Origin of the sequence: Enterococcus sp. ARL09-542 (assembly GCF_005234805.1) — a bacterium.
GTDB classification, from domain to species: domain Bacteria; phylum Bacillota; class Bacilli; order Lactobacillales; family Enterococcaceae; genus Enterococcus_D; species Enterococcus_D gallinarum.
In genome coordinates this window covers 256,272-279,605 of sequence record NZ_QPQX01000002.1, presented here as the reverse complement: position 1 = coordinate 279,605, position 23,334 = coordinate 256,272, and the positions used below count along the sequence as shown (strand labels likewise).

Genomic DNA, 23,334 nt, shown 5'->3' with positions numbered 1-23,334 from the left:
GAGTGGGTTGCTGTTAGAACTGTGGCACAGGTTTTATTCATTGATCAATTGTGTCAACTCATCCGCTGAGATTGATTCATCGAAAATGTGACTGCCTACGATAACGGTCGGCACAAATTGAATATTTGCTTTTCGGGCTTCTTCCACGATTTCACCAGCATACGTGGAATGGTTATGTTCGGTTAATCCTAGCTGGTTTTGCGCAAATTCTGCAACCTCCTCTAAAGTTAAATGTCCCCATTGATCTTGTGTTTGATAGATTTTAGTAATATCTGCGATCGTTTGAGCAGGATTATCCGTTGCTACAAACCGATGCATCACATTTCCCCGTTGAAGAGACTCTTTTTCTTTATCGAATAATTTGATCACTCGTTGAACTTTTCCCGCAGCAACAGCTTCGGTTAGGATCGGCAATGACTCTTCAAACCATTTGCGGCAATAAGGACAACGAAGATTCATGAATTCAATGATTGGCTTAGCATTTTCATCACCAATCTTGATTCCAGTAGTCGTATTTGTTTCTTTAGCTTTGATAATTGAAATATCCATGTTTCATCCTCCTTTTTTTTAAGTTTAACAGAATTTCAACTAGAAAGAAAAGGAGAAACAACCAAATGAAATTTGTGAAAAAATCTTAGATTAGATAGAAACTGTATCGTTTGCTCTTTCACTAAATCGCTGCTATTTTGATTTGCAGTATTTATTCAAGTAGATTTTTCAGCTATAATGGATTGTGTGAGAATGCTCAAAATGGAAGATAAAGGAAGTTAGAGAGATGCGCAAGAAAAAAACAATGGACGGAAATACAGCGGCAGCCTACATTTCTTATGCTTTTACAGAATTAGCCGCAATCTATCCTATTACCCCTAGTTCAACAATGGCGGAATTGGTAGATCAATGGTCCGCCAGCGGAAAGAAAAATATTTTTGGACAACCAGTGAAAGTGGTTGAAATGCAGTCAGAAGCCGGAGCAGCTGGTGTAGTACATGGTTCATTAAAGACTGGGGCTTTAACGACGACTTATACAGCTTCGCAAGGATTGCTGTTGATGATTCCAAATATGTACAAAATCGCGGGAGAACGTTTGCCTGGCGTATTTCACGTTGCCAGCCGAGCAGTCACTACGAATGCATTGAATATTTTTGGTGACCATACAGACGTGATGGCGGCTCGCCAAACAGGCTTTGCGATGTTGGCGGAAAGCAGTGTTCAAGAAGTTATGGATCTTGCACCTGTGGCTCATTTAGCGGCGATTGAAAGTGGGATTCCCTTTCTGAATTTCTTTGATGGTTTTCGAACCAGCCATGAAATCCAGAAGATTGATGTACTTGAATACAGTGAATTGGCTCAATTGATTGATCAAGAAAAATTAGCAGCTTTTCGCGAAAAGGCAATGAATCCAAACCATCCAACGGTTAGCGGAACGAATCAAAACCCCGATATTCATTTTCAACAGCGAGAAACGGTCAATGCCCATTACGATGCGTTACCGGCAACAATTCGCAAATACATGAAAGCCATTAATGATTTGCGCGGAACCAACTATGATTTGGTCGATTATTATGGCTGTGCTGATGCAGAAGAAGTAATTGTAACAATGGGTTCTTCGGCTCAGACTGTACAACAGACGGTGGATCATTTGCTCAAACAAGGAAGAAAAGTCGGGGTCTTGACAATTCATTTGTATCGACCATTTCCATTGGAAGTCTTTTTGGAAAAACTTCCATCAACGGTCAAAGCAATTGCCGTTTTAGACCGTAGCAAGGAGCCGGGAGCAAACGGTGAGTCTCTGCTTTTAGATGTCCAAAGTGCCCTTTATGATGCAGCGATCCGGCCAGCTGTCATTGGTGGTCGCTATGGATTGGGTTCAAAAGATATAACGCCAGATCAAATCGTTGCTGTATACGAAGAACTGACGAAAACAAAAAGTGAGCAAAAAAGACGGTTTACGATTGGGATCATGGATGATGTTACCCATCTCTCGTTGAACACGGAAGCTACTTTGGACTTGACCAATCCCAATACATTTCAGGCGAAATTTTGGGGATTTGGCTCCGATGGAACCGTGGGTGCCAATAAATCAGCGATCAAAATTATTGGCGATCACACAGATAAGTATGTTCAAGGTTATTTTTATTATGATTCCAAAAAATCAGGAGGATTAACAGTCTCCCATTTGCGTTTCGGAGACACACCGATCCGCTCGACTTATTTGATCGAGCATGCTGACTTTGTCGCATGCCATACCCCTGCGTATCTGCATACATATGATTTGCTGAAGGGGCTAAAAAAAGGCGGTACCTTCCTACTAAATACCACCTGGAATGAGCAACAAATTGCAACTAGTCTTCCTAAACACATCAAGCGTTACATTGCAGAAAATGACATCCGTTTTTATACCATCAATGCCATGCAATTAGCAATGGAGACTGGGCTCGGCAGACGCATCAACACGGCAATGGAAACTGCCTTTTTCTATTTGTCTGATATTATGCCTTTCGACGAGGTTCTGCCGATTTTAAAAGCGGAGGTATTAAAGAATTACGGACATAAGTCCATGGAAATTGTCGAAAAAAACTATTTAGCGATTGATCGGACCCTTGAATTGCTTTACGAGATTCAAGTGCCAGCTGAATGGGCCTTCATTGATGTGCCTGAACGGAAATCAACTGCAACATCCCGTTATGTTCGGGAGATCGTTGAGCCAATCAATCGACAGGAAGGCAATCAATTATCAGTGGGGACGCTCGTTCGGAATCAAATGACGGAAGGAGCGATGCCTCTAGGGACCACTGCAGTGGAAAAACGAGGGATTGCTTTAGAAGTGCCAGAATGGTTATCCGACCGTTGTACGATGTGCAATGAATGTGCATTTGTTTGTCCGCATGCAGCGATTCGACCTTTCTTAGTGGATGAAGATGAACTGACAGAGGCACCAGAAGGGTTTATTGTTCGAGAAATGCGAGGAAAAGATGGTCAGAAGTATCGAATCCAAGTTTCAATTGAAGATTGTACTGGCTGCGGGCTTTGTGTTGAAGCGTGTCCCGCAAAGGACAAAGCTTTGGTCATGAGCTCTTATGAAAGCCAAAAAGAGCAAGCAATGAATTGGGCCTTTGCTATGACACTACGTCAGAAAGAGAATCCGGCAAAACCGGGTACCGTAATGGGCACCCAATTCAATAAACCGCTTCTAGAATTTTCAGGAGCCTGTGCAGGATGTGGCGAAACTCCGTATGTCAAACTGTTGACTCAAATGTTCGGAGACCGCATGATGATCGCAAATGCCACCGGCTGCTCATCGATTTGGGGCGGCGCTGCTCCGGTGTCTCCTTATACGACCAACGACCAAGGGCAAGGACCGGCATGGTCCAATTCACTATTTGAAGACAATGCCGAATTTGGTTATGGGATGTTTCTAGCAAATCAAACACGAAGAGAAGCCTTAGCAGCAAAAATGCAGGCAGCCTTAATCACTGTTCCGATAGATCTACAAGGGATTATGCAAGACTGGATCGATCATCGGGAAGAAAGTGCAGGAAGCCAACAGAGGGCGGCAAAATTACAGGCTGCTTTACAACAAGAAATTCATCAACAGCCAAGTTTGCAAGCGATTCTTGACGACAGCGACTTGTTTGTAAAGCCAAGTCAATGGATGATTGGTGGCGATGGTTGGGCTTACGATATCGGATTTGGCGGAATCGATCATGTCTTGGCCTCAGGCGCGGATGTAAATATTCTAGTTTTAGATAATGAAGTCTATTCAAATACTGGCGGGCAAGTCTCTAAAGCAACCCCAACTTCAGCGATTGCTAAGTTTGCAGCTAGTGGGAAATATGTGTCGAAAAAAGATTTAGGGATGATGGCTATGACATATGGTCATGTATACGTGGCGCAAATTGCTTCCGGAGCCAATCAAATGCAGACGATCAAAGCTTTCGAAGAAGCGGAGAAATTCCCTGGACCATCTCTGATCATTGCTTATACACCATGTATCACCCATGGATTAGCAGGTGGCATGAGACAATCCATCAAAGAAGCAAAAGAAGCAGTGGCTTCCGGTTATTGGTCTCTATACCGTTACAACCCATTAATGACTGAAAAAGGTAAGCCAGCAATGACACTAGACTATAAAAAACCTGATTTTTCGTTAATGCCAACGTTTATGAAAACACAGGTTCGTTTTTCAGCCTTAGGTGCAGCTAACCCAAGTGCTGCAAGTGCATTATTCACAAAAACAGTCTTGGATGCCAAAAACCGTTTCTATAATTATGCGCGTCTTGCTGGGCAAGAAGAAAAGATTCGAGCAAAATTAGAAAAAGAGCCATTGTCTGAAGCAGAACCTCAATCGGTGGAAAAACAAGGAGAATCTGTTAGAACTAAACAGCGTAGATCAGTCTCTGATCCTGAAGTCGAAGCAGTTCGCGCGGCAAGAAGAGCTGCCAGAGCGGAGCGGAGAAAAAAATCAGAATAGGCAAGTGTCACAGCTCTAGCCAGTATCTGGCAGAGCTGTTTTTTTTAAGCTCCATTACGTAAAGATCAACCGTGTTATCCAATAATCGAGAGTCCAGAAAAAAGTGAGATTTTTTTTGAAAAAATGAGATAAATTTGCTTTTTTTCAACGTGTTAAAAGAAGTCCTATGTTATACTATTATTTGAAGTCTTAAGAATAAAGGAAGGCTGTTTATGTCGATGAATTTCAGTGATTTTTTTAATTTTGATTATTGGAGAGAAGTTTTCTCGTTTAATATATTTTCTATTTCGTTTTTAATCAATGTTTTGGATGTTTTAGTTGTCTGGTATGTGGTCTACAAATTGATTCAGTTAGTCAGAGGGACCAAGGCGATCCAGCTATTCAAAGGGGTCGGGCTGTTTATCGTCTTACGTTTTTTAGCGGGTTTGATTGGTTTGAGAACTCTCTCATGGCTGATGGATCAAGTAATCACCTATGGGGTGATCGCTGCTATTGTCATTTTTCAACCGGAGATTCGGCGAGGTTTGGAACATTTAGGTCGGAGTTCGCTATTCAAGACCTCTAAGTCTGAAAAGCACGAAGACGAAGTGATGGTCCAATCTTTAGATAAAGCGATCCAGTATATGGCGAAACGCAAAATAGGTGCCTTGATTACAATTGAGCGAACTACCGGTTTGGAAGAGTATGTCGAAACTGGGATTGCCTTGGATGCCGATATTACCGGAGAACTATTGATCAATATTTTTATTCCCAACACACCTTTGCACGACGGAGCAGTCATTATACGAGACGGCAAAATTGCGGTTTCGAGTGCGTATCTGCCCCTTTCAGAAAGCTTGTTGATTCCTAAAGAATTCGGGACTAGGCATCGGGCGGCAGTGGGGGTGTCAGAAGTCAGTGATGCTTTGACGATCGTTGTGTCTGAAGAAACTGGGGATGTCAGTATCACTATGAACAACCAATTGTTATCTGGGTTATCTCGAGAACAATACTTGGATATTTTGAATCGAGAGCTTGTGCCTGAAGAAAAAACAGCAAAACGTAATCTACTGCAATCTTTCCTTGACGGTGTGAACAAAGGGGGAAGAAAATGATTAAGAAAGAACGCCAACGAAATATTTTTTATGGTATACTAGCGCTGTTCTTTAGTTTGGTGTTGTTTTTTATTGCTAGTGGTTCCACACTGCAAGTCAATCTATCCGGCTCTACTAGTGGTTATGAAGAACATCTTAGCAATGTTCCCATCCAAACGACGTATGATACAGATAGCTATTTTATCCAAGGGTATGAAACCACCGTGAATGTCACCTTGAAAAGTCGAAATCGTATCCAGTTGAATGCAGAAAAAAATGATGAGACACGAAACTTTCGCGTGATGGCGGATCTCTCTGAATTAGGGGAAGGAACGCATGAAGTTCCTTTAGAAGTTCAGAATTTGAGTTCGGGTGTAACAGCTGAAATCGAGCCGAAGACCATCACAGTGACTATTGAAAAGAAAGTAACAAAAACATTTACTGTTGAACCAGTCATATCGGGCGCAGATATAAAGGAAGGGTATTCTATCGCTTCTCTAGAGGCAGATCCTCAGAAAGTAGCGATCACTACGGGTGATCGCACCTTAAATGATATCGATCGTGTGGTGGCTGTCATTGATCCTAATGAGATCGGAACGTCCTCTTCAACAGTCAAAGGAACGATACAAGCGTGGGATACCGCTAAAAATGCATTAGCAATTTTGCCAGATCCCGAAACAGTTAACGTAACGGTAACATTAGAAGCCCCGACAAAACAAGTGGAATTATTCGTCACCCAGCAAGGAACAGTTCCTAACGGCATCTCCCATTTTATCTATAGAATGAGTGCAATCAGCGGAACGATTTCTGGTAGCCAGTCTATTTTAGATACATTAGATCAAATTGGCGTACCAATCGATATTTCAAGAATCACCTCAACTGTTGAGCGAACTGTTGAAGTGCCAGTGCCAGATGGTGTGACGATTGATCCTAAAGTAGTGACGATCCAAGTGACACCTGTTTTCCAATCAACGGAAACGAATGGTCAAACTGGCAACGAGTCATCTGCCGAATCTCGATCAGATGAAACTAGTGAATCATCTACTAGTGAAGAAAACCGTGATTCAGAAAGCGAAACAACTGTTACAACTTCAGATGAGAGTAAAGAATAAGAGAGGGTAATACATTATGGGAAAATATTTTGGTACAGATGGTGTTCGTGGAGAAGCAAATAAGGAACTTACACCAGAATTAGCATTTAAACTTGGCCGCTATGGCGGATATGTATTGAGTCAACATGAAACAGACGATCGTCGACCTCGCGTCTTAGTTGGGCGAGACACACGAATCTCTGGTCAGTTATTAGAAAATGCACTGATCGCTGGTTTGCTATCTGTGGGAATCGAAGTGTTTCAACTAGGCGTCATCTCAACGCCGGGTGTGGCTTATCTGACACGGGTCCAAAAAGCTAGTGCTGGAGTAATGATCTCAGCATCACATAATCCAGCACAAGACAACGGAATTAAATTCTTCGGTAATGATGGCTTCAAATTGGTGGACGAACAAGAAGCGGAGATCGAAGCTTTATTAGATGCTGCAGAAGATACGTTACCACGGCCGTCAGCTGAAGGTTTAGGAACCGTTGATGAATTTCCAGAAGGTCTTTTGAAGTATTCCCAATTTCTCCGTCAAACGATCCCGGGTGATCTAGAGGGCATCACCGTCTGTGTAGATGCAGCCAATGGGGCGACTGCTACAAGTGTCAATCGGTTGTTTGCAGACTTAGAAACTGATTTTTATACCATGGGAACTTCGCCGAATGGTTTGAACATCAATGATGGTGTTGGTTCCACTCATCCTGAGAAATTAGCAGAGTTCGTTGTCGAAAAAGGGGCCGATGTTGGACTAGCCTTTGATGGAGACGGTGATCGGGTGATCGCTATTGATGAACAAGGTAATATTGTTGACGGCGATAAGATCATGTACATTTGTGCAAAATACTTAGCTGAACAAAAACGTTTGAAACAAGATACCATCGTTACAACTGTGATGAGCAATTTAGGTTTTCATAAAGCTGTTGAAGCCATTGGTTTGAAAGATGTGATTACTCAAGTGGGTGATCGCTACGTTGTAGAAGAAATGCGCAAAAATGACTACAACTTTGGCGGGGAACAGTCCGGACACATGATCTTCTTAGACTTCAATACGACAGGGGATGGAATGCTGTCTGGTATCCAGTTATTGAATATCATGAAGCAGACTGGGAAAAAACTTTCTGAGCTGGCAGGTGAAGTTACGATCTATCCGCAAAAATTAGTTAATATTCGTGTGACAGATAAAAATGGCGCGATGGATGTACCGGCAATCCGAAAAATCGTCGAAGAAACAGAAGCAGAAATGAATGGGGAAGGTAGAATCTTAGTACGCCCTTCTGGAACAGAGCCACTATTGCGCGTGATGGCTGAGGCACCAACAACAGAAAAAGTAGATTATTATGTCGATAAAATCGCAGCTGTCGTACGGGAAGAAATCGGTGCGGAATAAATGAGATCAAAAACCAACGAAAGTCGTTTTCGTTGGTTTTTTTATCTTGTGAAAATATAATGATAATCCAAATAATGATTTTCATGTGGTATACTCACTGTATAAAGCGCAAGAAACCGATTGGTGAATGGATCTAAACGTTAGGCAGACGTGTAGAGAGGATGAATGTGTGATGGGAAATACAACAGGATGGTTAGTCGTGGGTTTGTTTTTTATTACAGGTATCCTATTTTTAAGCAGACATGGATGGCAATTGATTGCTGGATACAATATGGCTTCTGAAGAAAAAAAGGCACAGTATGATTTAGATCGTTTGTATGTAGCGAATGGCATCGGTATGTTGGTTCTGGGTGCTTTCATCCTGCTTTCATTACTTTTTAGTGATCACTGGTCATTAATGGGGAATATTTTATTCGTTGCAACTAGTTTACTGACGATAGTAGGGATAATCATCATAAATGGCACGTGGTGTGTAAAGAAATGATACATTTCTCCTATGTTGATCAACAGAGGTGCAATGAATCTGGGATGAATGCTGCTTGCTGTTTTGTGCATTACTTAAAAGACTTTAAAAAAATTGAGGGACGAGAAAAGAAAGGATGATCAAAATAGGCAATTCCAAGCAGTTTCAGCTTGTCTAAAAAAATTGCTTTTAATTGGTTGTACGAAAAAAAGAGCTGCGACAATCGTCTTGTCGCAGCTCTTTTTTCTGCCTAAAAACTTTTAAAAGTTTTATTCGACAGTCACTGATTTAGCTAAATTTCGAGGCTTATCCACGTCATACCCTCGTTGCAATGTTGCAAAGTAAGCCAACAGTTGCGTAGGAATCACGGCAACTAAACTAGTAACCAATGGATGGACCGAAGGCAAAACAATGTGATCCGTCGCTTTCGCTAGTTCTTGGCTGACGATGACTAAAGTATGAGCGCCACGAGACTCAACTTCTTTCAAATTTCCTCTCGTATGGGAGCCGGTCACTTCTTCAGTGATGATTCCGATGACTGGGGTTCCTTCTTCGATCAGTGCGATGGTTCCATGTTTCAATTCGCCAGCTGCAAATCCTTCTGCTTGAATATAAGAAATCTCTTTTAGCTTCAGTGCAGCTTCCATGGAAACATAATAGTCATTGCTTCGACCAATATAAAACGCATTGCGACTAACAGACAAATAATCTTCTGCTAATTGACTGATGACCGCTTTTTCATCAACTAATGTTTCCATAGCAGAGGCAACAATACTTAATTCATGGAAAACATCGAAGTCCTGTGCAGCACCAATACCTTTAGCATCACCGATTGCTTTTGCTAATAAGGTTAAAACTGCGATTTGAGCAGTATAGGCCTTGGTAGAAGCTACGGCGATTTCAGGTCCGGCATGAAGTAACAATGTATGGTCAGCTTCACGAGAAAGAGTCGAGCCTGCTACATTTGTAATAGTCAGACTAGGCAAATTCATTTGATTGATTTTTACCAAGACTTGTCGGCTGTCGGCTGTTTCTCCACTTTGTGATAGAAAAATAAAGAAAGGTTTTGCAGACAGCAAAGGCATGTTGTAGCCGAATTCACTTGATAAATGTACTTCAACAGGAATCTGTGTCAGAGATTCTAGAATCGCTTTTGCGGCCCAACCAGCGTGATTACTGGTTCCGCAAGCAACGATGTAGATGCGGTCGCTCGCAATCATTTGATCCTTTAATGCGTCATCGATCGTCACTTCTCCTGTGCCTTGATACTCTTGAATGAGACGACGCATCACAGCTGGCTGCTCGTCGATTTCTTTCAGCATATAGTAAGGATACGTTCCTTTTTCGATGTCTGTTAAATCAAGTTGTGCTTCATAAGACTCGCGATAAACAAGATTTCCTTTTAGGTCTTCGATTTCAATCGTTTCTGCCGTCACAGTTACCATTTCACCGTCTTCAATTTCAACGAAATGAGTAGTCTGATCCAGCATAGCCAATGCATCACTACAAATAACGTTAAACCCATCCCCAAGCCCAATCAATAACGGACTTTTATTTTTTGCTACATAGATGGTTTCAGGGTCATTTTTATCAACTAATGCAAAGGCATAAGAACCACGAATCAATGAGAGTGCCTTTTTGAACGCTTCTTTAGTCGAAAGGTCTTTTTTCAATACTTCGATCAAGTGGACGACAATCTCTGTATCTGTCTGTCCTTCGAAGTGATGATCATTTAAATAGTTTTGATGCAATTCTTCAAAATTCTCGATTACTCCGTTATGAACCAGTACTAATTCTTGGTTAGAAGAAGTATGAGGGTGGGCATTTTTTTCTGATGGTTTACCATGAGTTGCCCAGCGAGTGTGTCCGATACCGATCGTTCCTGTTACTTCTGGTGTGACTTTGTCTTCCAAGTTTTTGATACGCCCTTGTGCTTTGACTAAGTGGCCAGAAGTACGATCAGCAACATATAAACCTGCTGAGTCATACCCACGATATTCTAAACGTTCCAAACCATTCAAAATGACTTGTTCAGCATTTGATTTTCCTACAATTCCTACGATTCCACACATAATGACAAATCCTACTTTCCACTACTTATTTACGATTCATTATGTATTTCTACCTGCGCAGCAAGAGGTTTGTTTTCATCTCACGATGAGGTTTTGTTCTTGCTTATAGAGTGCAGTCCCTAGAGTTACCCGCCGAAAACTTCGATAAACTCTTTCCTCGTCATCTGTTGTACAGATCTGGCGCTATTCCTATTGGTCTATCTGTCCTCCTTAAATTATTTTGTAGAAATACATGCATTATCATAATATTTATAAGGGCGTTAGTCAATAGAAAAAGCTAAAAAAAATAATTGGTATAGATGTTATCAGAGGCAATGTTTGTTCTGTAATGGAGATTTAAAGAAGGAGAATTGCAGATGATCCAATTCGTAAAATTGGAATTGTCCTTTTTGACTATCCTTTTTTTTTTAATTTCGATACAATGACAGAAGAAAGTGAGGGATGAAGATGTCAGAAACTGTACAATGTATGACGTTTTCCGAGTTAAAGGAAATAGTGGAAAGATTAGAGAAACAAGAAAATGTCAATGATGATACAAAAATCATGTTAGACACTGGTTGGGACAGCCTGCAGGAAATTCTTCCGGGTGCAATCTCTGTTCAAGAAGCACAAGCGTTTCGAGTGCAAGATGAATTAACTAAAGAATATTTCGGCGGCTACGCATTGAAAGAAAAAAGCGAAAAATTCGATGCAAGTGGACTAGTTGAAGCGGTAATTGTGATTGAGAACCGCTATTAAAAAGGAGTGGAAAAATGAATAAGAGAAGATGGGTGGCTGTTGCGATTGCAATTGGATTGTTTGTGTGCTCAGGTGTTTTTGCTTTGATGGCTCCGCCAGCAAATGAAGAGTCGTCACTGGACGGATTGAATGCTCTTTTATACGGAAGCAATGAATTGGAGGAACATCAAATAGCGGCTGGAGATAGCAATAACCGCATCCTTCGCTTGACTTTGGAAGGGACGATTGCGAATACTTCAGGTGGTGGATTGTTCTCAACAGAAGGATATGATCATCAATTATTTCTGGAAGAATTACGTGCCGCGCAAGAGGACCCAACGATCAAAGGGATTCTATTTGAAGTGAATTCGCCTGGGGGCGGAGTTTACGAAAGTGCAGAGATTGCTCGTGAAATGAAAAAGATCAAAGAAATTGGAATTCCTGTCTATGTTAGTATGAAGAACACCGCAGCTAGCGGTGGTTATTATGTCTCAGCGGGTGCGGACAAAATCTTTGCCACAGATGAAACCGTGACAGGTTCTATCGGAGTTATTATGTCTGGATTGAATTATTCAGGTTTATTGGATAAATTAGGGATCGAAGATAGCACCTATAAAAGTGGTGCCTTGAAAGATATGGGTTCCTCTACAAGAGCCGCTACCGATGAGGACAAGAAAGTTCTGCAAACTTACGTGGATAATGCATACGGACGCTTTGTTTCCATTGTAGCTGAAGGACGAGGCATGTCAGAAGAAGCTGTTAGAAAAATTGCTGACGGACGGATTTATGATGGTCAACAAGCTGTGGAGAACGGGTTAGTTGACGAAATTGGGTTTCCTGAGGACGCCTTCGCTGCATTAGAAGCAGATCAAGGGTTAGAGGATGCGGAAATTTTTGAATATGGTGTCGGTTCCACAGGGTTCGCTTCTACATGGCTGGGTTCAAAGCTGGCAGAGTTTCAAGGGCTGAAGGCATCTGAGTCTAGTCGTCTTTTGCAAGTAGTAGAAAGCCTGGGTACGATGGATGCGCCGAAACCTCTTTATTATTATGGAGGTGAATAACTATGCCTGAAAAAGAAACGAAAGAGCCACGAATCAAACAACAACCTGTTGAACAAGGAGCAGAAAACGTAACTCTGGAAAATCTAGAGTCGACCTCTGGAATCTCTACAGAGCAGGCGAATCAAGAAGCACAACTAGCTGTGGATACCCCAAATCAAGAGGCCGCTGTGACGAATCATCCAGATGATTTCTATCAACAAGTATTGGGCTCGTTTAAGAGAAAAGAATTTAGCGAGGAAGAGATTGATCAGCGACAAAAAGAATGGCAACGGTATGAGGGGATAGAAGACAAACAGAAAGAACGCAGACGAGTGAATGATTTTCCAGATTACTTTTTTGCTGGGTTTTGGATTCGGCTATTTGCTTATCTCGTAGATGTACTTTGTATCGGAGCTATTACAGGAATTACTCTGGATACGATCTATCACTTAGGTGGTTGGTCAAGTAGCGGGCATCCTTTTGGACTCTACCAGTTACTCTCGTTGGCCATCTACTTAGGCTATTTTGTTTTATTAACAAAGTTCAATCAGGGACAAACGGTAGGTAAGATGATTTTCGGTATTCGGGTCGTGTCATTTACAGAAGCTGATTTGAGTTGGAAAACAGTTCTGACAAGAGAACTGTGTATGCGCTACGTTTTGCAATTCAATCCTTTCTTTTATTGCGGTTATTTGCCAGTGATTTTTACTAAAGAAAAGCAGCATGCCGGAGATTATTTTTCTGAGACCAGTGTGTTTACTATCAATTTGATTAAAGCATTCAATAAACAGGCAAATGCCAATATGTAACAAGAATAGACAATAGCGTAATGAGCGGTCAGTCTCTATTTGAGGCAAACGAAGACTGACCCGTTGAAAAGCGGTCTTGCTACCAGAAGATTGCACCATACAAGCGGAAGTGCGATTGCAGATCGATTACAGATAAAGGAGAATGAGATATGGGAGACACGATCCAGTTTCCAAAACCTGAAGACCGCCTGCGTCATTCAGCAGAAAAAGCATATCAGGCAAAAGATTATCTGAAGGCTTACCATGATTACCAGGAAATTTATACTGAGCATTCTTCTTTTGAGATCAATCAGTCTCTCGTTAAGTGCTTACAGCAACTGGCTGATTTTGCAAAAGCGTTGGAAGTGGCAGATGATTTCTTGGATGAATACCTACAAGATCCAAATGGTTTTGTTCAAATTGGTCATTTGTTGATTCTTGATGGTCAATACTTGCAAGCGAGAAAATGGATAAGACTCGCAGAGGAATTTTCGGTGATCTCTGAAGCGGCAAGCGAAAATTTAGTGAAAGAATTGGATAAAGTAGAAGAAGTTCAACAAATACTTGGTTTGGAAGATTTTTTAGGAAAAAAACAGTCATTGCTTGCAATGGACAGCAGCAACCAACCAGTTAGCGGGCACACATGGCACGTTTTTTCCCAAGGACTCACAAAGGATCAGTTTGTATCGTTGATGACGGAGCTGCTTCCTCAGTTAACGAATCCTTTTTTGTTACCAAAACTAGTAGAAGAACTTGTCCGTTTAGGAAGTTCACAGCAGTTTGAATTGATAGACTACATGGGGGATCAACGGCAGATCATTCCCAATCAGTTATCTTTATTGAGGGAAGTGCCAGTTTTCAGCCAAATGCGACAAGCTGTGAATGAACGAATCGGGCAAGAAAATCCAACCTTAGCAGAAGGCATTTTAGAAGAGTTGAATGATCATTTTGCTTTAAGCTATCCGTTCTTGCCAGAAACCCAAGAGATTGATCGCTGGGTACAAAGCTATATCGATGAGTATCAAGATCTTTTTGCAAAAAGCGAACCACAAGCGATCGACGAGGAGATCCAACGTAAGAAAACAAGATTACGAAAGATTTTGGGTTCTTTCTAATTCTGAAAGCAGATCACTCAAGAAAAAAACGAGAAGTTTCTAGGTAAAATGTTTACAATTAAAGAACGTTAGTGTACTATTTAAAGGTATGCATGAAACTATTTCATATGTAAAATATAATTGTTATTCGGAGGGAAATAAATGACTGCAAAATGGGAAAAAACAGGCACCAATGATGGTGTATTGACATTTTCGATCGAGCAAGCTGAAATCCAAAAAGGCTTGACGACTGCATTTAATAAAGTGAAAGGCAACTTAAACGTACCTGGCTTCCGTAAAGGAAAAGTATCTCGCCAAGTATTTAACCGTATGTACGGAGAAGAAGCATTGTATGAAGATGCATTGAATGCTGTCTTGCCAGAAGCTTATGAAGCAGCAGTTAAAGAAGCTGGTATTGATCCAGTATCACAACCAAAAATCGATGTTGACAGCATGGAAAAAGGTCAAGACTGGGTGATCAAAGCAGAAGTGACTGTGAAACCAGAAGTTAAACTTGGTGATTACAAAGAGTTGACTGTTGAAAAACAAGATCGTGAAGTAACAGAAGAAGACGTAGATGCTCGCATCAAACGTGAACAAGAAGCACAAGCTGAGTTAGTCATCAAAGAAGACGAAGCTGCTGAAAATGGCGATACAGTCGTTATCGACTTTGAAGGTTTCTTAGGTGAAGAAACATTTGAAGGCGGCAAAGGCGAAAACTATTCATTAGAATTGGGTTCTAACTCTTTCATCCCAGGTTTTGAAGATCAATTAGTAGGAGTGAAAGCTGGCGAAAGCAAAGAAGTCAACGTCACTTTCCCTGAAGATTATCAAGCAGAAGATCTAGCAGGTAAAGATGCGGTCTTTAAAGTAACAGTTCACGAAGTCAAAGCAAAAGAATTGCCTGAATTAGATGATGAATTTGCCAAAGATGTTGATGATAGCGTTGAAACACTTGCTGAACTAAAAGAAAAATACCGCAAAGAATTGACAGAAACAAAAGAAAAAGCTGCTGAAGATGCAAAAGATGAAGCAGCGATTCGCCAAGCAGTTGAAAACGCAGAAATCGTTGAATTACCACATTCAATGGTCCATGACGAAGTTCACCGCTCAATGGATGAGTTCTTGAACAACATGCAACGTCAAGGAATTTCACCAGAAATGTACTATCAATTGACTGGTTCAACGGAAGCTGACTTGCATCAACAATTTGAAGGCGAAGCAGAAACTCGTGTGAAAACTAACCTTGTGATTGAAGCAATCGCAAAAGCAGAAGGTTTGGAAGCAACTGAAGAAGACATCGAAAAAGAAATTCAAGAGCTTTCAGAAGCTTACAACATGCCTGTTGATCAAATCAAACGCGTCTTGACAGAAGATATGTTGAAACATGACATCACAATGAAGAAAGCCGTTGAAATCGTAACTGGTACGGCGAAAGAAGCTTAATTTTCATCAAAAGAGCGGCAAACGTCTTTTCCGATGTTTGCCCTTTTTGATTGATCAAAAAGCAATGGTGTGTATATTTCATACGATCGTTTTTTGCTTACTTTGCCTTTTTGAGCAGGAGGATCTTGACTTATTTTGCGGACGTGGTCAATTGCTAAGAAAACGTAACGGCCATGAGAAATAGCTTTTTCTTTCAAATGAGTTATGATAAGATGATTAAAGACTGTAAAGATAGTAAAACCAATTCCACTCCTTTACAGGTTAGAAATTTATCAAGGGGTGAACAGTATGTACGACAACACAAATGGAAATGACGCTGTTCGTTGTTCTTTTTGCGGGAAGACGCAAGAGGAAGTAAAGAAGATCGTTGCCGGTCCTGGTGTATACATATGTAATGAATGTATCGACTTGTGCAAGGAGATCATTGACGAAGAGTTCTACGAAGAAGCCATTCGTGAATTTACCGAGGTACCTAAACCACAAGAATTGCTGCATATATTAAATGATTACGTCATCGGACAAGATCGTGCGAAAAAGACACTTGCTGTAGCGGTTTACAATCATTACAAACGAGTGAACGTTGAGCCGACCGCAGAAGACGTTGAGTTGCAAAAAAGCAATATTTGTCTAATTGGACCAACTGGCTCTGGGAAAACGTTCCTTGCTCAAACATTGGCCCGTTCATTGAATGTGCCATTTGCTATCGCCGATGCCACCAGCTTGACGGAAGCTGGATATGTCGGAGAAGATGTAGAAAATATTTTGCTGAAACTTCTGCAAGCAGCGGACTATAACGTTGAAATGGCAGAAAAGGGCATCATTTATATTGATGAAATCGACAAAATCGCTCGTAAAAGCGAAAATGTTTCGATCACGCGAGATGTATCGGGTGAAGGGGTGCAACAAGCGTTGCTGAAGATCTTGGAAGGGACACAAGCAAGTGTACCGCCTCAAGGTGGACGGAAGCATCCTCATCAAGAAATGATTCAAATCGATACGACGAATATTTTATTCATCGTTGGTGGTGCATTTGACGGGATTGATACCATCGTTAAAAACCGGATGGGTGAAAAAACGATCGGTTTTGGAACGAACAACAAACGGTTCTCAGAAGATGAAAGCATCATGCAACATATCATTCCTGAAGACTTGTTGAAATTCGGCTTGATCCCAGAATTTATTGGCCGTTTGCCGGTTATGGCAGCTTTAGACAAATTGACGACCGATGACTTGGTCCGTATTTTGACGGAGCCGAAAAATGCGCTAGTCAAACAATACCAAAAACTGTTAGCATTAGACGATACTGAGCTTGAGTTTGAACCAGCTGCTCTACGCGCGATTGCGGATAAAGCGATCGAACGCAATACGGGTGCTCGTGGTTTACGTTCGATTATCGAAAATATCATGATGGACGTGATGTTCAATGTTCCTTCTGATGAGTCGATTGAAAAAGTCATTATTACCGAAGATGCAGCCAAAGAAATCGGTGAACCGACAATCATTTATAATGAAGAAACAAAAAAAGCAGTTTAATTTTAGTAAGTCGGATAGTTTGATGACTATCCGACTTTCTTTCTGAAAGCATATGAGATTTTATTAGAAGGGAGCGAGCAGATGAAAGTACATGATGCAGAAATTGTGATCAGTGCTGTTTCACCGGCACAATATCCGGATACGCATTTACCGGAAATCGCGTTAGCGGGTCGTTCCAATGTTGGGAAGTCTTCCTTTATCAATACATTGATTAATCGAAAAAATTTAGCGCGAACGTCTTCGAAACCTGGTAAGACCCAAACATTGAATTTTTACTTGATTGAAAACACCTTGCATTTTGTGGATGTGCCAGGATATGGCTATGCAAAAGTTTCAAAAACGGAGCGGGCAAAGTGGGGGAAGATGATCGAGACGTATCTTGCAGAGAGACAGCAGCTGCGGGCAGTCGTCTCTCTAGTGGATCTGCGCCATGCGCCTTCTCAGGAAGATATTCAAATGTATCAGTTTTTGAAATATTATGAGATCCCAGTAATCGTGGTGGCCACGAAAGCAGACAAGATTCCTCGCGGGAAATGGAACAAGCATGAAAGTGTGATCAAAAAAGCGCTGGAATTCGATCCAGCAGACACCTTTATTCTTTTTTCTTCCATCACTAAACAGGGGAAAGAAGAAGCTTGGCAAGCGATAGAAGCGGCCATCAAGCAATAATAGATAAGAGGTAAGATGCATGGGGCAATCTCTCAGGACTAGAAAATAAACGGAGAAAGTTTGCTCCGGAACATCTTTTATCGGAAAAATTCTGTGCAAACAAAAAACATCAATTAAGATGTTTTTTTGTTTGTTTTTTAAGATCCGTATTTTTTTCAGTTTCTTCTTTATCTTCTTTCGCATTCAAGAAGCGTTCGATGTCGGGTTTGTTTTCTTTTTTGTCATTGTCGGGAAGAATAGCAAACTCATCGAACATTTTATCAAGAGAATCTTCACGTTGGAATTTTAATCCCATATTCCCACCTCCAAGCGCCTCTAGTTTACCATGAAAACCAAAGTTTTTCATCTCAAAAGTAAGCGAAATAGTGTTCAATCATGAATCCCTTTACTATAATAAAATAAGAAGTACATAAAGAGGTGAGAAAGATGATCAAAACGAAGAAAATCTATGCCTTTATTCAATCGGCACAACTCGCCGATGCTCTGATGCGTGAACAAATAGCCAACTGGTTCGCTTTGGTCCGTCTTTCCTTTACCCCCACCAGCTACTATTTAAATCAAAAGGAAATCCACTCCTATGATATCGCTGAAGTACGCTCATTGCTGGAGGGAAGTATTGACGAGGTCAATTTTGAACTGATTTTAACCGATGGACAAAATGAATCCAGTATACACGTTGTCCAAGAAGCCGTACTGCAACGACATCTTTTTACATTTGATGTTTTTCAGGGATCGCGAGAACTATTACTGAGTTATATAAAGACCACAATGGAACAAGGCGGTCTCTTTAGTTATATTCGAGCTTATGATGAATTCCTCAATCATAATGTCGAAAGTGTAGAGAAACGCTATAACTTTCAGAAACCAGAAGAAATCGCTGAATTACCAAAGCGAAAAAACCATGCCAAAGAAATCGTGATCGATTGCAATCAATTTGCCGGATATGATGTTTTTTATAACGGGTTTTGTTTAACTTCCTGTTGGCGCATGTATTTCTCAGAGTACTATGAGCGAGTGTTGCCGTTAGTGATTATTAAAGATGCCCAACAAGTAGAACAAATCCAAACGATGGAGGAAGGGGTTGTCATGGTGGAGCTTTACCGTGATCCGTTTCAATGGGATCATCCTGCCAACCTTTCCTATCAACGTTTGTTTCGGGACCAAATCGGGGTGGATCAACTTACTTGGGATAACGGAGTAGGGATTTTGCGAGAACCGTTTATTGAATACGCGTTTGGCCATCAGTTGATCCAAACGATCCAATATCAAAATGATCGTTTACAGCCCACCGTCAAACGCAAAGCGACCCATTTTATCACTCGGAACTTTGATTTAGTTCGTGAGATTTACCAAGAACGTCGGGTGAGGGGATTGTTGAATGCACAGGCTTATTTCCCTTGGATCGACCAAGAAGGCATGCGGATGATGGATTACATTGTCTTAAAACCACAGTTAACGCTCGATAATGGCTTAGATGCTTATGAATTTTATATTCGCAGTCATTTAGAGGCGGATTACACTACGGAACATTTTGAAGAATACACCGTTTGTTTGCAGTTCTATTTGCCGCAAGAGGCGATGACAGATATTCCTATCGACGAATTGAAAGATCGTATGTCAGATGTTCGCTTTGGTTTATTGCATCGCAGCAAAAAATATACCTGGGTCAATCTAAAAAAAGAAACCCATCGCTTGCGGGTCTATTTTATGAATATGGAACGCTTAGCTGAACACCAATCCATTTCTGGAAATAAATAGAGCCATATAAAATAGCAAAGACAAGGAAGTTGAATGATTCTCGCAAAAAAATCTCCAGTGTGTTTCAAACACGCTGGAGATTTTTTTGCATAGGAGACGCTAGTTGTTTCACACAACACGTATTAAGCGGTAGTTACTTCTTTTTTTAACAAACCGAAGATGATTCCTGAAACAATCGCACCAATTAATATGAACAATAGGAATAATAATGGTTTTGATAGTAAAAGGACCACAAAGATCCCACCGTGAGGAGCCATCAATTGAATATTGAATGCACCGACTAGGGCACCAGTTAAAGCAGAACCAATCACGAAACTTGGAATGGCCCGAAGAGGATCAGCTGCTGCAAAAGGAATCGCACCTTCAGTAACAAAAGATAAGCCCATCACGATATTCGTCAAACCTGCTTCTTTTTGATCTTTAGTGAATTTATTTTTGAATAAAACTGTTGCGATAAAGATCGCCAATGGCGGCACCATTCCACCAGCCATGACTGAGGCCATTACGACACTACCACCTTCGGCAACCGTTGTGGCAAGTGTTGCTGTACCGAACACATAGGCAGCTTTGTTGATTGGACCACCTAGATCGGCTGCCATCATAGCTGCTAACAGAGCACCTAGTAAAGCGGCATTTGTTCCACTCAATCCTGTTAAGAAGCTGTTTAAGCCGTCATTGATCGCTTTCATTGGGACATTGATCATTAGCATGAGGAACCCAGTAATCAACAAACCAAAAACAGGGTAAAAGAGAATCGTTTTGATTCCGTCTAATGACTTAGGTAAACCTTTGAAAAGATTGCGCAAGAATTTGATGACATATCCTGCTAAAAATCCACCAATCAATGCACCAAGGAATCCTGCGCCACCACTGTTTGCCAATGCGCCAGCAGCAAAACCAACGATCAAACCTGGGCGATCACTGATACTCGATGCAATAAATCCAGCCAAGACAGGTAACATGAATCCGAAAGCGGCATTACCGATTTGATTGAACCAAGCAGCTTGTTGATTATAACTACCTAATTGATTTAAAGCGTCTTGCGGTACACCCATGAATTGATCGACCATAAAGGAAATAGCGATCATGATTCCGCCTGCAATAACGAATGGCAACATATGGGAAACACCATTCATCAAATCTTTATAGATTCGTTGACCAAACGTACCATCAGCAGAAGATTCTTCTGCAACTGTTTGTCCGCTACTGTGAAAGACAGGAGCATCACCGCTTAAAGCTTCATTGATCAGTTGTTCCGTCTTACGAATCCCGTCACTAACAGGACGATTCACTAGATGTTTGCCGTTGAAACGATCCATCTCGACCTTTTTATCAGCAGCGACAATGACGCCAGCTGCTCGTGCAATGTCCTCTTCTGTTAATCGATTTTTAATGCCTTCCGAACCATTCGTTTCAACTTTGATTTCTACGCCTAGTTCTTTGGCTTTTTTCTTTAATGCATCTTCAGCCATGTAAGTATGAGCAATACCTGTTGGACAGGCTGTAACAGCAACGATATAAGGGCGATCACTCACTGACTCTGTAGTTGTGACATCTGTCTGTTCTTTTTTTTGTACTTCTGCTTCAGCAAATAGTTGTTGGACTGCATCCGCAGTTGGTGCTTTCTTTAATTTCTCAACAAATTCTGGATCAATCAACAAGCGGGAAAGAGCAGCTAAGGCTTGTAAATGGGTATCATTAGCTCCTTCAGGAGCAGCGATCATGAAGAAGAGGTAAGTAGGTTGACCATCCAGTGCCTCATAATCCACACCGGTTTTACTTTTAGCAAATAAAACAGTCGCTTCATTGACTGCTTGATTTTTCGCATGAGGCATTGCGATACCGTCGCCAAGACCGGTTGATGTTTGGGCTTCGCGAGCCAAGATCCCTTCTTTGTAGACAGCAATATCTGAAATGCGGCCAACTTCATAAAGTTTGGCAACCATTTCGTCAATCGCACCTTTTTTATCCGTTGCTTGAAGCTCCATGATCATGGCATCTTTTAAGAGTAAATCGTTGATTTTCATTGTTTATCCTCCTTATGTTAAGTCAAAGTATCTTTTCAATAACAACTTCTGGCAATAATTCTTGAATAAATGCTGATGTGGCTAAATCATCTGAAAAAGCAGTGGCGCTGCCGCAAGCAACTCCCCATTTAAAGGCTTCCAGTGCATTTTTTGTTGCTGTATATTGTCCGATAAAGCCAGCAATCATTGAGTCGCCAGCTCCAACCGAGTTTTTCAGTGAACGCTTCAGAACATTCGAGCGGTAGATTTCGTTTCCAGTAAAGAAAATGGCTCCATCTCCGCCAAGGGAGACAATGACATTCTTGGCGCCATCAGCGATTAATTTTTGTCCATAAGGTAAAATATCTTCGAAGGAGTGGAATGTCGTTTGATACAATTCCGCTAATTCATGATTGTTGGGTTTGATCAGCAACGGTTGGTCGGGTAATGCTGCGAACAACTCTGGACCCGTTGTGTCAATGACGAACTCGGCTCCAGCTTCTTTGACGATGGCGATCAACTCTTGATAGTAGTCAGCCGTCAGTCCATTTGGTTTGCTACCAGAAAAAATGACGATATCTTCCTTGGTAAGAGAAGACAGTTTGTCTTTCAATTGCTGACTTTCATCCTTTGAGATTGTTGGCCCTAATCCGTTGATTTCAGTTTCTTCGCCAGATTTTAATTTAATATTGATCCTTGTATCGGCAGCAACTTGTGTGAAATCGGTCGTGATTCTTTCATTGATCAGCCAATCTTCAATGAAACGTCCAGTGAATCCGCCAATAAATCCAAGTGCAGTGGAAGGGATCTGGATCCGCTGTAAAATACGAGAAACATTGATGCCTTTGCCGCCAGGAAGTTTAAAGTCTTGCTTCATTCGATTAAGTTCGCCCAATTGTAATGCTTCGACGTGGACAATATAGTCAATTGATGGGTTGAGTGTGACAGTATAAATCATTCGGATACCTCCATAATAGTCGTTTGTGTTCGAAATTTAGCCGCATAGTTTTTCGGACAGAAGTCTGTGATAATCTCTGCGTCTTCAATGGCAGCAACTTGAGCAAAAGTAGTTTGTTGAAATTTAGAATGGTCCAGTAATACATAAGCTTTTTGACTATTTTCAATCGCGATTTTTTTGATCATTGCTTCTTCAGGATCTGGAGTCGTAAAGCCTGCGTCTACATGAGCACCATTCATTCCAATAAAACAGCGATTGAAGCGCAGTTTTCGCAATTGCTCACTGGCACCGCTCCCCAAGACAGCGTTCGTACTGATTTTGATCGTTCCTCCTAAAATCAATGTCTCGATTCCTTGATCGATCAGTAATGCCGCATGTTTGACAGAGTTGGTTACAACCTTCACATTTGAGATCGATGACAAGAAAGGGATCATTTCTAAAGTTGTGGTTCCAGCATCCAAGTAAATGACCTCATCCTTTTTGATCAATGAGACGGCATATTGGGCGATTTTTTGTTTCTCTACTTGGAACTTTTGCGTTTTTTCTTTCATATTGGGTTCAAATCCAAGGTGCTGGATCTTTTTGGCACCTCCATGGATTCGGACCAAAACTCCCTGTGCTTCAAGTTCTTGTAAATCGCGACGGATAGTGGACTCAGATGCTTGTAATTGATGGATCAATTCGCTGACTTTCACGATATCCGTTTCTTCTAAAAGGGCTAAAATCCTTTGATGACGCTCTTCTGTAAGCATTTACATCACC

Annotated in this window: 20 protein-coding genes; 13 read left to right on the top strand and 7 right to left on the bottom strand. The window is 41.3% G+C overall.

Annotated elements, in window-relative coordinates; genetic code table 11:
• Nucleotides 1-33 precede the first annotated feature (33 nt).
• Nucleotides 34-549: a DsbA family protein gene (locus DVW06_RS03780; protein ID WP_003126419.1), complete on the bottom strand. Its 516-nt coding sequence runs from the start codon at nt 547-549 to the stop codon at nt 34-36.
• A gap of 226 nt (nt 550-775) precedes the next feature.
• Here DVW06_RS03780 and nifJ point away from each other — a divergent pair, with 226 nt between their 5' ends.
• The 5 genes from nifJ (at nt 776) to DVW06_RS03755 (ending at nt 8,512) form a co-directional block, all read left to right on the top strand.
• On the top strand, nt 776-4,471 hold the full coding sequence (gene nifJ, locus DVW06_RS03775; RefSeq protein WP_123867016.1) for a pyruvate:ferredoxin (flavodoxin) oxidoreductase: 3,696 nt from the start codon (nt 776-778) through the stop codon (nt 4,469-4,471).
• A gap of 212 nt (nt 4,472-4,683) precedes the next feature.
• Nucleotides 4,684-5,565 (top strand): diadenylate cyclase CdaA, encoded by an 882-nt coding sequence (cdaA, locus tag DVW06_RS03770; RefSeq protein ID WP_005471347.1) that lies wholly within the window; start codon nt 4,684-4,686, stop codon nt 5,563-5,565.
• Entirely contained in the window at nt 5,562-6,656 is a 1,095-nt protein-coding gene (locus tag DVW06_RS03765; protein WP_003126422.1) for a CdaR family protein, read from the top strand. The genes cdaA and DVW06_RS03765 overlap by 4 nt, the downstream gene beginning before the upstream one ends.
• 16 nt (nt 6,657-6,672) lie before the next feature.
• Nucleotides 6,673-8,028: a phosphoglucosamine mutase gene (gene glmM / locus DVW06_RS03760; RefSeq protein WP_003126423.1), complete on the top strand. Its 1,356-nt coding sequence runs from the start codon at nt 6,673-6,675 to the stop codon at nt 8,026-8,028.
• 172 nt (nt 8,029-8,200) lie between these two features.
• On the top strand, nt 8,201-8,512 hold the full coding sequence (locus DVW06_RS03755) for a DUF3784 domain-containing protein (RefSeq protein ID WP_005471352.1): 312 nt from the start codon (nt 8,201-8,203) through the stop codon (nt 8,510-8,512).
• 248 nt (nt 8,513-8,760) lie between these two features.
• Here DVW06_RS03755 and glmS read toward each other — a convergent pair whose 3' ends face one another.
• A complete protein-coding gene (gene glmS / locus DVW06_RS03750) occupies nt 8,761-10,563 on the bottom strand; it encodes a glutamine--fructose-6-phosphate transaminase (isomerizing) (RefSeq protein ID WP_003126426.1) in 1,803 nt (600 codons plus the stop codon).
• A gap of 447 nt (nt 10,564-11,010) precedes the next feature.
• Between glmS and DVW06_RS03745 the strand changes: the two genes are divergently transcribed.
• The 5 genes from DVW06_RS03745 (at nt 11,011) to tig (ending at nt 15,648) form a co-directional block, all read left to right on the top strand.
• On the top strand, nt 11,011-11,301 hold the full coding sequence (locus DVW06_RS03745) for a hypothetical protein (protein ID WP_003126427.1): 291 nt from the start codon (nt 11,011-11,013) through the stop codon (nt 11,299-11,301).
• Nucleotides 11,302-11,315: 14 nt separating this feature from the next.
• A complete protein-coding gene (gene sppA / locus DVW06_RS03740) occupies nt 11,316-12,341 on the top strand; it encodes a signal peptide peptidase SppA (protein WP_003126428.1) in 1,026 nt (341 codons plus the stop codon).
• Nucleotides 12,342-12,343: 2 nt separating this feature from the next.
• Nucleotides 12,344-13,129 (top strand): RDD family protein, encoded by a 786-nt coding sequence (locus tag DVW06_RS03735; RefSeq protein WP_124019008.1) that lies wholly within the window; start codon nt 12,344-12,346, stop codon nt 13,127-13,129.
• A gap of 149 nt (nt 13,130-13,278) precedes the next feature.
• Nucleotides 13,279-14,223 carry a hypothetical protein gene (locus tag DVW06_RS03730; RefSeq protein WP_003126430.1) on the top strand — a complete coding sequence of 315 codons (945 nt, stop codon included), beginning with the start codon at nt 13,279-13,281 and terminating at the stop codon, nt 14,221-14,223.
• A gap of 141 nt (nt 14,224-14,364) precedes the next feature.
• Nucleotides 14,365-15,648: a trigger factor gene (tig, locus tag DVW06_RS03725; RefSeq protein ID WP_003126431.1), complete on the top strand. Its 1,284-nt coding sequence runs from the start codon at nt 14,365-14,367 to the stop codon at nt 15,646-15,648.
• On the opposite strand, the gene DVW06_RS17405 is transcribed toward tig, so the two are convergent.
• Entirely contained in the window at nt 15,645-15,845 is a 201-nt protein-coding gene (locus tag DVW06_RS17405) for a hypothetical protein (RefSeq protein ID WP_003126432.1), read from the bottom strand. The two genes, tig and DVW06_RS17405, sit on opposite strands and share 4 nt — an antisense overlap.
• Before the next feature lie 91 nt (nt 15,846-15,936).
• Here DVW06_RS17405 and clpX point away from each other — a divergent pair, with 91 nt between their 5' ends.
• Nucleotides 15,937-17,181: an ATP-dependent Clp protease ATP-binding subunit ClpX gene (gene clpX / locus DVW06_RS03720; protein ID WP_005471356.1), complete on the top strand. Its 1,245-nt coding sequence runs from the start codon at nt 15,937-15,939 to the stop codon at nt 17,179-17,181.
• 81 nt (nt 17,182-17,262) lie between these two features.
• Entirely contained in the window at nt 17,263-17,850 is a 588-nt protein-coding gene (yihA, locus tag DVW06_RS03715; RefSeq protein ID WP_003126435.1) for a ribosome biogenesis GTP-binding protein YihA/YsxC, read from the top strand.
• Nucleotides 17,851-17,959: 109 nt separating this feature from the next.
• On the opposite strand, the gene DVW06_RS03710 is transcribed toward yihA, so the two are convergent.
• Complete coding sequence (locus tag DVW06_RS03710; RefSeq protein ID WP_416336620.1) at nt 17,960-18,196, bottom strand: SPJ_0845 family protein; 237 nt, start codon at nt 18,194-18,196, stop codon at nt 17,960-17,962.
• Between the two features lie 80 nt (nt 18,197-18,276).
• Here DVW06_RS03710 and DVW06_RS03705 point away from each other — a divergent pair, with 80 nt between their 5' ends.
• Nucleotides 18,277-19,608, top strand: coding sequence for a hypothetical protein (locus DVW06_RS03705; protein WP_003126437.1), 1,332 nt, complete (start codon nt 18,277-18,279; stop codon nt 19,606-19,608).
• Between the two features lie 122 nt (nt 19,609-19,730).
• Here DVW06_RS03705 and DVW06_RS03700 read toward each other — a convergent pair whose 3' ends face one another.
• Genes DVW06_RS03700 through DVW06_RS03690 form a run of 3 tightly spaced genes read right to left on the bottom strand, consistent with a single transcriptional unit; the run spans nt 19,731 to nt 23,324 of the window.
• A complete protein-coding gene (locus DVW06_RS03700) occupies nt 19,731-21,635 on the bottom strand; it encodes a PTS fructose transporter subunit IIABC (RefSeq protein ID WP_137264420.1) in 1,905 nt (634 codons plus the stop codon).
• Between the two features lie 22 nt (nt 21,636-21,657).
• On the bottom strand, nt 21,658-22,572 hold the full coding sequence (gene pfkB, locus DVW06_RS03695; RefSeq protein ID WP_003126439.1) for a 1-phosphofructokinase: 915 nt from the start codon (nt 22,570-22,572) through the stop codon (nt 21,658-21,660).
• Nucleotides 22,569-23,324, bottom strand: coding sequence for a DeoR/GlpR family DNA-binding transcription regulator (locus DVW06_RS03690; protein ID WP_003126440.1), 756 nt, complete (start codon nt 23,322-23,324; stop codon nt 22,569-22,571). The genes pfkB and DVW06_RS03690 overlap by 4 nt, the downstream gene beginning before the upstream one ends.
• Between the last annotated feature and the right edge of the window lie 10 nt (nt 23,325-23,334).

Bases quoted from the DNA above. Each gene is read 5' to 3' on its own strand.
- DVW06_RS03730 (WP_003126430.1), top strand. From the start codon at position 13,279: ATGGGAGACACGATCCAGTTTCCAAAACCTGAAGACCGCCTGCGTCAT.
- clpX (WP_005471356.1), top strand. From the start codon at position 15,937: ATGTACGACAACACAAATGGAAATGACGCTGTTCGTTGTTCTTTTTGC.
- sppA (WP_003126428.1), top strand. From the start codon at position 11,316: ATGAATAAGAGAAGATGGGTGGCTGTTGCGATTGCAATTGGATTGTTT.
- DVW06_RS03735 (WP_124019008.1), top strand. From the start codon at position 12,344: ATGCCTGAAAAAGAAACGAAAGAGCCACGAATCAAACAACAACCTGTT.
- DVW06_RS03690 (WP_003126440.1), bottom strand. From the start codon at position 23,324: ATGCTTACAGAAGAGCGTCATCAAAGGATTTTAGCCCTTTTAGAAGAA.
- DVW06_RS03755 (WP_005471352.1), top strand. From the start codon at position 8,201: ATGGGAAATACAACAGGATGGTTAGTCGTGGGTTTGTTTTTTATTACA.
- nifJ (WP_123867016.1), top strand. From the start codon at position 776: ATGCGCAAGAAAAAAACAATGGACGGAAATACAGCGGCAGCCTACATT.
- glmM (WP_003126423.1), top strand. From the start codon at position 6,673: ATGGGAAAATATTTTGGTACAGATGGTGTTCGTGGAGAAGCAAATAAG.
- DVW06_RS03700 (WP_137264420.1), bottom strand. From the start codon at position 21,635: ATGAAAATCAACGATTTACTCTTAAAAGATGCCATGATCATGGAGCTT.
- DVW06_RS03705 (WP_003126437.1), top strand. From the start codon at position 18,277: ATGATCAAAACGAAGAAAATCTATGCCTTTATTCAATCGGCACAACTC.
- cdaA (WP_005471347.1), top strand. From the start codon at position 4,684: ATGTCGATGAATTTCAGTGATTTTTTTAATTTTGATTATTGGAGAGAA.
- DVW06_RS03780 (WP_003126419.1), bottom strand. From the start codon at position 549: ATGGATATTTCAATTATCAAAGCTAAAGAAACAAATACGACTACTGGA.
- glmS (WP_003126426.1), bottom strand. From the start codon at position 10,563: ATGTGTGGAATCGTAGGAATTGTAGGAAAATCAAATGCTGAACAAGTC.
- DVW06_RS03710 (WP_416336620.1), bottom strand. From the start codon at position 18,196: ATGAAAAACTTTGGTTTTCATGGTAAACTAGAGGCGCTTGGAGGTGGG.
- tig (WP_003126431.1), top strand. From the start codon at position 14,365: ATGACTGCAAAATGGGAAAAAACAGGCACCAATGATGGTGTATTGACA.
- pfkB (WP_003126439.1), bottom strand. From the start codon at position 22,572: ATGATTTATACTGTCACACTCAACCCATCAATTGACTATATTGTCCAC.
- DVW06_RS03765 (WP_003126422.1), top strand. From the start codon at position 5,562: ATGATTAAGAAAGAACGCCAACGAAATATTTTTTATGGTATACTAGCG.
- yihA (WP_003126435.1), top strand. From the start codon at position 17,263: ATGAAAGTACATGATGCAGAAATTGTGATCAGTGCTGTTTCACCGGCA.
- DVW06_RS03745 (WP_003126427.1), top strand. From the start codon at position 11,011: ATGTCAGAAACTGTACAATGTATGACGTTTTCCGAGTTAAAGGAAATA.